The sequence below is a fragment of the Helicobacter equorum genome (assembly GCF_900198655.1).
GTDB lineage: Bacteria > Campylobacterota > Campylobacteria > Campylobacterales > Helicobacteraceae > Helicobacter_F > Helicobacter_F equorum.
In genome coordinates, this window is record NZ_FZPO01000058.1 from 1 (window position 1) to 11475 (window position 11475).

Sequence of the window (11475 nt, forward strand, 5' to 3'; positions counted from 1 at the left end):
CAAGGCTTCTTTGCGGTTTTTCTTGCAAAATGAGGTTATAATGAGACCAGAAAAATAAAATATCATAAGAGAGATTGCAAAGCAAATAGCGATAATGTCAAAATAAAATTTGCCTTTTGCTTTGTGCATAAGCACCAAGATTCCATACAAGCCCCTATCAGTAACGCGCACGATCGTTTTTCCTTGCTTGTTTGTTATGATACTTGCGCTATATGCAATAGATCCCATTGTTGCATTACCTTTTTGCACGCGAACATTTGTGTTATTTGGGATTTTGAGATTATTGGCATGTAGCACAGAGAGGATTGTTGCTTGTTCTTCACCTTGTTGGGGTATGGAGGGTAGGGTAAATTCTTGAATCTTTGCGTCGGCATCTTCACGCACACCAAAAATATACAATGCTCCAGTTAAAACATAAATCAGTGCAACAGGGAGAAAAAACAGACTCAAATACAAATGCACTTTCATCCATAGAGGTTTATCAAATTTCATCTCGCACTCCTTAGTAAAGATGTGCAAGTATACTTCATTATGTGTGATACAAATGTGAAATGCATATATACAAATCACACATTTTTTGCAAAACTTTCAAAATATAATTCTCTTGCCTTTTGGCTTGAGAGATGTAGAGAATCTATGCAAATATCTGTATCACTCACAACGCCAATTTCTCGCACCAATAATCCTAGCTCTTTGGCTCTAGATTCTACAAAAGCACAATCTTGTGGTGCGACTTCTAGCACTACACAACTAGGACTTTGTGCAAAGAGTAGATCCCAAGATACAAGCCCACTTTGCACACGCACACCTTTGTTGCCCAAAAGTGCCATTTTTGTTAGGGCGATGGCTAATCCACCTTTGCCTACATCTTTGGCGCTCATAATTGCGGCATTATCCTCACAGAGCAGATCCCACAGACACGCTTCACGCGATAAGTCTATGCGTGCAACTTCACCATAAATCTTGCCTTCACACAACTTTTGCGCGATACTTCCGGCAAAATCTGTTGCAATCTGACCCACCAACAATAAACTATTACCTTGAGTTTTGAGCGCACTTGTGATAGTTTTTTGGGCATCTTGCACAATGCCCACACTTACAATACTAGGACTTGGATAAATATCAACTCCATCGCTTTGGTTATGAAGTGAGACATTGCCACTTACTACCGGCGTATTGAGTGCCGTACACGCTTCCTTAATCCCTTCACATACTTCTTTAAATTCCCACATCACTTCGGGATTATTTGGCGAACCAAAATTAAGGCAATCACTTATAGCTTTTGGACGCACACCTCTTGTTGCACATTTGCGACCTGCTGCTGCCACGCTAAGTTTTGCTCCTTCTTTTGGGTTGAGGTAACACGCACGCACATCACAACATACATTCATCGCCAAACCAACGTCATTTTCTTTGATGCGCACTACACTGCCATCACACATTCCCGGACCTACGATAGTGTTTGTTTGCACACTACTATCATATTGGCTATATACCCATTTTTTGTCGCTAATCTCGACACTGCATAACAATTTCTCAAAAACTTCTTGCGCACTTAGCTTTGTATGGAGTGCTTGCGCCTTTTGGTTTTCACGCTTAGATTCTCTTACTTCTTTGGAGAGTATGGGAGCATTATCACTGAGTTTGTTAATAGGGATTTGGGCACATTTTTCCCCATACCAATACAGCTCCATAACTCCGCTATTAGTAACCTCTCCAATCACAGCGACATCTAATTCCCATTTTTGAAAAATTTCTATGACTTTTTGCTCATAGCCCTTTTTGGCACAAATAAGCATGCGTTCTTGAGATTCACTTAGCATAAGTTCATAGGGATTCATGCCGCTTTCTCGCATAGGCACCTTATCAAGATTTAGGCGCATACCACTTCCGCTTTTTGCTGCCATTTCAAAACTAGAGCTCGTAAGCCCCGCTGCACCCATATCCTGAATCCCTACAATATAATCTTTTTGGAATAATTCCAAACAAGCCTCTAGTAGTAGTTTTTCGGCGAATGGATCGCCTACTTGTACGGTGGGACGCAATGTTTTAGAATCTGAAGTAAAGCTATCGCTACTCATCACCGCTCCACCTAGTCCATCTCGACCAGTTTTGCTTCCTACATACATCACAGGATTGCTTACACCTTCGGCTTTTGCATAAAAAATTTCTTCTTTTTTGGCTACACCTAGACAGAACGCATTAACCAAAATATTACCATTGTAGCTAGATTCAAAGTCCATTTCCCCACCAATTGTTGGCACACCCATACAATTACCATAACCACCTATGCCTTCAACCACACCACGCAAAAGGTAACGATGTTTTTTGCCTACCTCACCTTGATTAGTTATATCTCCAAATCGTATCGAGTTAAGACTAGCTACCGGACGCGCACCCATTGTAAATATATCACGCATAATACCGCCCACACCTGTGGCTGCACCAGCATATGGCTCGATAAAACTTGGGTGATTGTGGGATTCGATTTTAAAAACTGCTGCATATCCTCCGCCAATGTCTATCACACCGGCATTTTCACCAGGTCCTTGTATGACCCACGGGGCTTGTGTGGGAAAGCCACGCAAATATTTTTTGCTTGATTTATAGCTACAATGCTCACTCCACATAGCCGAAAAAATTCCTATTTCTATGAGGTTTGGTACGCGTCCCAAAATTTCTACAATAGCTTTGTAATCATCATCGCTTAATTTGTGTGAATCTAAAATAGATTCCTTGTTACTTTCTTGTATAGGTGCGTTTAGAGTAGTAATATCATGCATATATTCTCCTTAGGGTGTAGGCATCACAATAAAAGGCAGTATTCTAGCACACAAACGCTTGTGCTATCCATAAGTGACAAGATTTGTGTTATAATTTTTGGATCATATTTTTGGATTGGGTATGCATTTATGTTGTTTAATAGTTATGAATTTATTGTGTTGGTGGCATTTACGCTCTGTGTGTATTATACGCCTTATGTATATAGGCGTGGTTGGCAAGTGCATGTGTTGATTGTCACAAGTTTCATATTTTATGCATATGGACAACCTTGGCTTTTATTACTGCTTATCATTTCTGCCTCTCTTAATGCTTTTGTAAGTTATCAAGTTGAGTTTTCTGCAACATTGTCTCGCAAGTATCTTTATGCTCTTGCTGGTGTAGTTGTTAATTTAGGTATTTTAATAGGATTTAAATATAGCCCCCTTTTTGGTCGAGTGCTTGAGTATTATACTTCCTTGTCTAGCGTTGGTGCATTTCTCATTGCCGTCCCTTTACCTATCGGAATTTCATTTTACACTTTTCAAGGTATTAGTTTGGTTGTGGATTTATATAGATATTCCCATACAGATTCTGGGCATTTAAGAGAGATTTCTTGGGTGGATCGAAATTTTTTTACTCATTATCGTAAGACACTCTTTTTTATAGCATTTTTTCCACAACTCGTTGCGGGTCCAATTCTGAAGGCACGAGAGTTTTATCCGCAAATTCATACGAAGCTAGTTAGCAATATTGCTTGGAGTGGTGCATTCAAGATTATCATCATTGGATACTTTTTAAAAATAGTTATAGCTGATAATCTCAAGGATCAAACTTTTTGGATGACTTATCCATATTTTGAAGTATACAATACCTTAACGCTTCTTGTGTTGCTACTTGGTTATAGTGTGCAGATTTTTGCGGATTTTGCAGGATATAGTCTTATAGCAATTGGAGTGGCAAAACTTTTTGGTTATGCATTACCTAAAAACTTTAATTTTCCCTATATAGCCCGCTCTTTTTCGGAGTTTTGGACAAGATGGCATATCTCACTTTCTACATGGCTGAAAGAATATCTTTATATTCCTCTTGGTGGCAATAAAAAAGGAAAATTCAGAACATATTGCAATCTTATGGTTGTGATGACTTTAGGCGGACTATGGCATGGTGCGGCACTATCGTATATGGTATGGGGTCTATATCATGGCATGTTGCTTGTTATAGAGCGTTTTGCCTCACAATGTATACACTTTAGAGAATGTTTATTGACACATATTATACAGATATGCCTTGTATTTGGGTTTGTATCTCTAGGGTGGCTCTTCTTTAAACTTAATAATTTTTCTGATGCTGTGTCTTATCTTAATCAAACATTTATTGTAAGGAGTGGGGCAACCGGATCTGGAATTTTATTTTGTGTTTTATTGTATTCCTTGCCCGTTGGATTGTATTATATAAATCATCTTTTAACCTTGAAGTATCAAAAGAATTTTTTAGATCGTAATGTTGTATATGCGATTTTGTTATTTTTCATTGTTACAAATAGTGGAGGTAGTAATGCGTTTATTTATTTCCAATTTTAAGAATATTTTTGTTATTTTTGGAATATTTTTGGTATTTTTTGTTTGTTATAACATTTTTGTTTCCTTTACAAATATTCAAGTCACAACATTTCAGAATCAGTGGCAAGCTAATATGGTGTTTGCACAAGATTATTTATATGCTACCCCCCCCCCATACCTAATTGTAGGTTCTTCTCTTGCTGCACGCCTGACACCCAAAGATCTTGCTTCTCACCAAATATATAATCTTTCTTTTGGTGGAGGAAGTGCCTTGACTGGTTTAAATATCATCAAATACAATACACAGCATACAAATATTGTGCCTCGTGTGATATATATTGAAGAAAATATTGTGCTTATTCGTGATGTAGATCATCAAATGCTTGATGCTCTTTTAAATCCCATGACTTACACACTTAGGCGTTACATCCCAGCTCTACGAGAGCGATATCAGCCTATAAATTTTGTATTGAGTTCTGCAAGGAAGCTTTTTAAACGCGATCAGAGCGAGAATATTGAGCCACAACGCAATGAAAGAGTATATCATATGATGTTAGAGGGCTCAGAAAAATCGTATCAAGAAGAGTTAGTGGCATATGAAAATAATCTTAAACTTTTGCGTGATCTTTTAGCATATTTTGAGAGTCTAGGGACACAAATTGTGTTTTTTCAAATGCCCATAGATCCAAAACTTGCTAATTTGAAAAAACCTACGCAACAACGTGAGATTTTATTGGCTAATTTTCCACAATATAAATTTTTACCCGATCCATCACATAGTGATTATATAACAAATGATGGCATCCATCTTAGAAAAGAGAGTGCGTCGCGTTTTACGCAGGAATTTTTGTCAAAAATAGACAAAGAATAATAAAATATAAATCGTTAATGTCGTGCATTTTGGATCAAAGCACAAAACTAGATTCTTGAGAATAGACTTTATCTAGGATAAAAGTAGCTGTAGTAGATTCTGGATACCAATTTTATGTTGTTTAATAGTTATGAATTTGTTGTGTCAATGCTTTTGTAAGTTATCAAGTTGAGTTTTCTGCAACATTGTCTCGCAAGTATCTTTATGCTCTTGCTAGTGTAGTTGTTAATTTAGGTATTTTAATAGGATTTAAATATAGCCCCCTTTTTGGTCGAGTGCTTGAGTATTATACTTCCTTGTCTAGCGTTGGTGCATTTCTCATTGCCGTCCCTTTATCTGTAGAGATTTATCTATATTTTTGTAGTTACAAAATTCCCATCCATACTCTTAAATTTTGATGAATAATGTATGAATTAAATACAAAAAGTAACATTAAAATAATTTATAAAAAAATAATATTATAGTATTTACTTTTTTACTATTTACTTGTTACTTGGAGTGATTAAAAGCTCCAAAATTTTCTGCAAATTTAAGGAGGGCGAGAATGATTTGCCAAAAGAGCTATTGTGATCCAATCAATGAAGAACAAAGATCTGTGTATATGGAATTTGAAGCATTTATGCGTTTTAAAATGCGTTTTGCTCTATTTTTAACTATTGTTGTTTTGGGCTGTTATTTTAGTTTTCTGGCATTGGTGGCATTTTTTCCAGAGTTTTTGGCTTTGAATGTAGGGGATTCTCCTATAACACTTGGGATTATCTTTGGTCTTTGTTCGATTCTGTTAGGCGTGTTAGGTACCGGAATGTATAGTTTTGTAGCTAATTTATTTTTAGATTCTAAAGAGACCGATATTATGGAGAGAATGGAAAAGGTTGGTCTTATTATTAAGGAGGAAAGATGAAAAATCTATTTTTGTGTTTGAGTATTTTTGGAATCTGTGGTAGCTATCTATTTGGTGCAGCATTTGATAGTGGTGGTGAAGTAGAGCAGTCTTCTTTTAATCTTACTGCTGTAATTATGTTTATTGTTTTTGTTGCTAGCACACTTGTTATTACTTATTTTTGTAATAAAAAGACTCAGTCTGCTTCGGCATTTTTCACTGCGGGAGGAGGGATTTCTGGCTTTCAAAATGGATTAGCAATATCTGGGGATTATATGAGTGCCGCGGCTTTCTTGGGGCTTACTGCGCTTATTTTTTCTTACGGATTTGATGCACTTATCTATCCTGTTGGATGGACTATTGCTTGGCCTATTATTTTATTTCTTATTGCAGAGAGATTCAGAAATTTGGGAAAATTCACTTTTACTGATGTGGTTGCATTACGTTTAGAAGAAAAGCCTGTGCGCGTCATTGCGGCACTTAGCTCACTGGTGATTGTGATTTTATATCTTATTGCACAAATGGTAGGTGCAGGACAACTTATCCAAACACTCTTTGGCTTACCTTATGCAGTGGCAGTAATTCTTGTTGGGCTTTTGATGATGTGTTATGTGATTTTTGGTGGAATGCATGCTACAACTTGGGTGCAGATTATCAAGGCGTCTTTACTTTTGGGTGGCACGACTTTAATGGCGCTAATGATTATTTATCTTTCAAAGTTTGACCTTACTTACTATTTTGGTGAAGCCATTAAAAACCACCCAAAAGGCGATGCGATTATGAAGGCTGGAGTGTTCTTTAAAGACCCTGTAGCAACTATCTCTTTGGGACTTGCGGTTACTTTTGGTACTGCTGGGTTACCGCATATTTTGATGAGATTTTTCACAGTCAAGGATGGCAAAGAAGCTAGAAAATCTGCTTTCTATGCCACGACTTTTATTGCTTATTTTTTTATTTTGATGTTTGTGCTAGGTTTTGGTGCTATTGCTTTTGTGTTAGGCGATGCGCGCTATATAGATGAAAATGGTGCATTTACGGGTGCTACCAATATGGTTGTTATTGTACTTTCAGAGATATTGGGTGGGGATATCCTTTTAGGTTTTATTTCTGCTGTATCGTTTGCGACTATTCTTGCTGTGGTTTCTGGGCTATGTATTAGTGGGGCTGGAGCTATAGCACACGATCTTTATACACATACTTTTAAAAATGGACAAGCAGATTCTAAATCTCAAATGAGAGCTAGCAAAATCGCCACTATCGTGCTAGGCATACTCTCTATCGTACTTGGCTTTGTTTTTGAGAAGCAAAATGTTGCCTTTATGGTTGGGTTAATCTTTGGTATAGCTGGAAGTGTGAATTTCCCAATCATTTTGCTTTGTATTTACTGGAAGGGTTTAACTACTAGGGGAGTATTTGTAGGCGGACTTTTGGGACTTATTGCTGTTGTTGGATTTGTGATGCTTAGCCCTAGTATGTGGGTGAAGACATTTGGCTTTGAAAGTGCGATATTTCCTTATGACCACCCTGCGATATTTTCTATACCGCTTACATTTTTCTTGCTATGGTTTTTTTCTGTAACAGATACAAGTGCAAGAGGCAAGATTGATAGGGATGGTTTTGAGGCTTTTGATTTTCGAGCCAAAACAGGTATTGGTGCATCTTCTGCGTTAGAACATTGATTTTTGCAAGAAAGCACTTCTGTGCTTTCTTGCAAGTTTATAGATTCTGTGATGTTTACATTATAGAAACAAGAGAGTCATGTTTATTATGTGTGCTGGTACAGATTTTTTGTGTTAAAATCTTAATTTTTCACAAAATACACAAGGATAATCCATGAAACTTAATCCCATATCGCTTTTAGAAAAGCTTGTGCAATATCCAAGTATTACCCCAAAAGAATGTGGTATATATGAACTCGTGCTAGAGATTTTGACACAGGCTTTGGGTGATGGAGTATTTGAGGTTATCACGCAAGAAAAAGAGGGTGTGAAAAACCTTTTTATTTATACGCCATATCAAGCAGATGAGCATTTATGTTTTGCTGGGCATATTGATGTCGTGCCACCGGGTGAGGGCTGGAGTAATGATCCGTTTATACCTACTTATGAGGGTGAGTATCTGTATGGGCGTGGTGTGCAGGATATGAAAAGTGGCGTGAGTGCGTTTATATGTGCTTTTAGAGATTTTTTAGCGCAAAACCCTCACATCACACGAAAAATGCGATTCTCTCTTTTGCTCACGAGTGATGAAGAGGGTGATGGGACATATGGCACGCAATACATGCTACAAGAATTAGAATCTAAAGGTTTGTTGCCCACTATGGCTATAGTAGCAGAGCCAACTGCACATAGAATCTGTGGCGATACGATAAAGGTTGGGCGGCGTGGTAGTATCAATGGCAAGATTACTATTTTTGGTAAGCAAGGACATGTCGCCTATCCTCAAAATTGTATAAATCCTACAGAGCTTTTAGGAGCAAGGCTAGGCAAACTTGCTGGCGTGAATCTTGATGATGGTGATACATATTTTGATCCAAGCAAACTTGTGATAACTGATATACGCGGTGGTATGGAGGTTGTGAATGTAACGCCAAATGAATTAAAGATTCTTTTTAATGTGCGGAATTCTCCCAAGACCACGATTAAAGATGTAGAATCGTATGTAAGAAGTGTGCTAGAAGGCTTGGACTTTGACTTGCAACTTAGGCAAAGTTCGGTGGGATTTTTGACAGATTCTATACTTGTGGATATGATGAGTGCATGTATCACTTCTGTGTGTGGGAGAGAACCAGAGCTTAGCACGAGTGGTGGCACGAGTGATGCAAGGTTTTTTGGCACTAGGAGCATACCAGTAGTGGAAGTGGGGGTGCCAAATGATACAATACACGCCCTTAATGAGCGTGTTGTGCCTCAAGATGTACAACGATTGTATGAAATTTTTATACATTTTTTAGGGCAATATACCAAGCGATAATCTATCTATGAGCTATCTCATAAAATGACTAGTTTGCATATGCAGTTTTTGGCTGTTAGTTGTGAATCTAAACGAGTATGCAGAGATTGTATGTCTTGGGGTGTATAGGTTTCATCGATGCTTTCAAAATATAGTGCTAGTGTGCAATTATTCGAGTATTGTCTTGGTGCAGGGCAATACTCAAAGACTAGTCCAAATTCTTTAAAACTTGGACTGCCTAAAACTCTTCCAGTTTCAAATGCCTCACTCGTGCTTTTAAAAATACAATACCCGCGAAACAGCATACCCAGAATCTAGCCTATAAACATAATAGCTGCACCTGCTCCCACCTGCATGCCTTCGGTAGCATAGATTTCTTTGACTACGCCATCAACTGCGGCAAGTACTTCATTTTCCATTTTCATTGCTTCGACAATTGCTAATGTATCGCCGACTTTTACGCTATCGCCCTGTTTGACTTTGATTTTAGTAAGTGTGCCGGGCATTGGGCTTTGTGCATGTCCTACTCCTGTGGCTTGTGGTAAGCCCGTGCGTGTGGTTTTATGTTCTTTGGAATCTTTGTCTTGTGTGGTATTGAGATTTTCGACATACACTTCCCTAAGTTCTCCGTCAATACGCATAAAAAATGGACGTACACCCTCATTTTTCTCTCCGCTTCCTTCGATTTTTATGACATATTGTTCTCCATTAACCGTGATAGCAAATTCTTTTGGGAGTTTATCCACGCCCTTGTCTTCAAAATTTTCTAGTGCTTCAGGTTGTAGGCAATTTTGATTGCGTTCTTGGAGGAAAATTTTGGCTACATTGCCAAATATGGCATATGAAATGACATCAGTTGGGCTTTTGGCAAAGTCTTTGGAATCTATGCGAGCTTGTGGTAATTCATCACTCAATAAATCCGCAGGACGCACATCAATAGGTTGTGTGTCGCCAAGCACTTTTGCACTAAGTATTTTTGAGATAGGAGCTGGTGTTTTGCCATATAGCCCTTTAACAATATTGCGTGTTTCTGTCGTGATTGTTTTGTAACGCTCACCCATAAGCACATTTAATACAGCCTGTGTGCCCACAATTTGGCTAGAAGGCGTTACAAGTGGGACAAAACCAAAATCCTCGCGCACTTTTGGAATCTCTTTCATCACTTCATCAATTCTATCTAGGGCATTTTGTTCTTTAAGTTGGTTTGCCATATTTGAAATCATACCGCCTGGGATTTGTGAAAGGAGCACACGGGTATCAATTTGATTATAGACAGATTCAAATTTCGCGTATTTGCGACGATTGCGTCGCAAGATCTCACTTGCCTCTTCCATAAGCTCTAATTTTAAGCCAGTATCATAAGGGGTATCTTTGAGTGTAGCGACCATAGATTGTGTGCATGGGTGGCTTGTGCCTTCAGCAAGGGCAGAGTTGGCTAGATCCAAGACATCAACCCCCGCTTCAAGAGCTTTTAAGTGCGCTCCAAAAGCAAAACCAGCAGTAGAGTGTGTATGAAAGCTAAGACTAACCCCTATTTCTTCTTTAAGTGCCTTGACAAGCTCATACGCTTTAAATGGCGTGATGAGTCCCGCCATATCTTTAATGGCAATTGAATCACAACCCATATTGACTAGTTCTTTGGCATATGCAACAAAGCCTTGTGTTGTATGGATGGGTGAAGTTGTATAGCAGATAGCGCCTTGAGCGTGTTTATTGTTTTTTTTGACAGATTCTATACTTGTTTTAAGATTACGCGCATCATTAAACGCATCAAAGATTCGAAAAATATCCATACCAGCTTGTGCGCTTAATGTGATAAATTCTCGCACAACATCATCGGCATAATGTCGATATCCGATGAGGTTTTGTCCACGTAAAAGCATCTGCAATGGTGTGGTTTTAAAAATATCTTTAAATGTTGCTAGGCGTTCAAATGGATCTTCTTTTGCGTAGCGCAAACATGCATCATATGTTGCTCCACCCCATACTTCCACGCTATAAAAGCCCACTTTTTCAAAGAGTTTGGCTGCCTCTACCATATCTTGTATTCGCATTCTTGTAGCTAAAAGTGATTGATGTCCATCACGCAAGGAATTCTCTGTAATTTTTATCATTGTTTTACCTCTCAAAGTGTATTTGCCAACCACATGGATTAGGTTATTATATAGGAGTTTTTATAAAAAGCGTCATAATTTCAAAAAATATTACATCTCGGATGTCTTATTTACCCTCTTTTATTCTCTGTAAGTTTCGGAGACTTGGTTTTTAATGTCTCCCCAATATCGTAGCCTCTGTGTATTTGGAATCTCTTTGCCATTAGCACACACACCAGAGACTATCCTGCCATTTTCATAGGTTATTTGTGCTTGTAAGTTTCCATTTTCATAATACCACCAGCATACAAAAGAATCTTTTTCATACAAACTTTTGATAGATAGATTTATTTGGTG

Annotated in this window: 9 protein-coding genes; 5 read left to right on the forward strand and 4 right to left on the reverse strand. The window is 38.1% G+C overall.

The genetic code is table 11. The features are described 5' to 3' along the window. Window positions 1–492: PepSY domain-containing protein (locus C6H22_RS07560; protein WP_104694697.1), on the reverse strand; the 492-nt coding region annotated here is incomplete at its 3' end. A gap of 74 nt (window positions 493–566) precedes the next feature. After that, a complete protein-coding gene (gene purL, locus C6H22_RS07565) occupies window positions 567–2783 on the reverse strand; it encodes a phosphoribosylformylglycinamidine synthase subunit PurL (protein WP_104694678.1) in 2217 nt (738 codons plus the stop codon). Between purL and C6H22_RS07570 the strand changes: the two genes are divergently transcribed. The 5 genes from C6H22_RS07570 (at window position 2778) to dapE (ending at window position 9046) form a co-directional block, all read left to right on the forward strand. Beyond that, entirely contained in the window at window positions 2778–4343 is a 1566-nt protein-coding gene (locus tag C6H22_RS07570; RefSeq protein WP_199769827.1) for an MBOAT family O-acyltransferase, read from the forward strand. The genes purL and C6H22_RS07570 overlap by 6 nt on opposite strands. 115 nt (window positions 4344–4458) lie before the next feature. Beyond that, a complete protein-coding gene (locus C6H22_RS07575; protein ID WP_158654669.1) occupies window positions 4459–5193 on the forward strand; it encodes a hypothetical protein in 735 nt (244 codons plus the stop codon). A gap of 544 nt (window positions 5194–5737) precedes the next feature. After that, window positions 5738–6094 (forward strand): DUF485 domain-containing protein, encoded by a 357-nt coding sequence (locus C6H22_RS07580; RefSeq protein ID WP_104694680.1) that lies wholly within the window; start codon window positions 5738–5740, stop codon window positions 6092–6094. Next, the gene (gene actP, locus C6H22_RS07585; protein WP_104694681.1) at window positions 6091–7752 is read left to right on the forward strand and encodes a cation/acetate symporter ActP; all 1662 of its coding nucleotides are present in this window, start codon (window positions 6091–6093) and stop codon (window positions 7750–7752) included. Before C6H22_RS07580 ends, actP begins: the two co-directional genes overlap by 4 nt. A 154-nt stretch (window positions 7753–7906) precedes the next feature. Beyond that, a complete protein-coding gene (gene dapE, locus C6H22_RS07590; protein WP_104694682.1) occupies window positions 7907–9046 on the forward strand; it encodes a succinyl-diaminopimelate desuccinylase in 1140 nt (379 codons plus the stop codon). 17 nt (window positions 9047–9063) lie between these two features. Here the strand turns inward: dapE and C6H22_RS08700 are convergent, their stop codons facing one another. Beyond that, the gene (locus C6H22_RS08700) at window positions 9064–9330 is read right to left on the reverse strand and encodes a putative Se/S carrier-like protein (RefSeq protein WP_158654670.1); all 267 of its coding nucleotides are present in this window, start codon (window positions 9328–9330) and stop codon (window positions 9064–9066) included. Between the two features lie 9 nt (window positions 9331–9339). Next, window positions 9340–11139: a sodium-extruding oxaloacetate decarboxylase subunit alpha gene (gene oadA, locus C6H22_RS07595; RefSeq protein WP_104694683.1), complete on the reverse strand. Its 1800-nt coding sequence runs from the start codon at window positions 11137–11139 to the stop codon at window positions 9340–9342. Window positions 11140–11475: the final 336 nt, after the last annotated feature.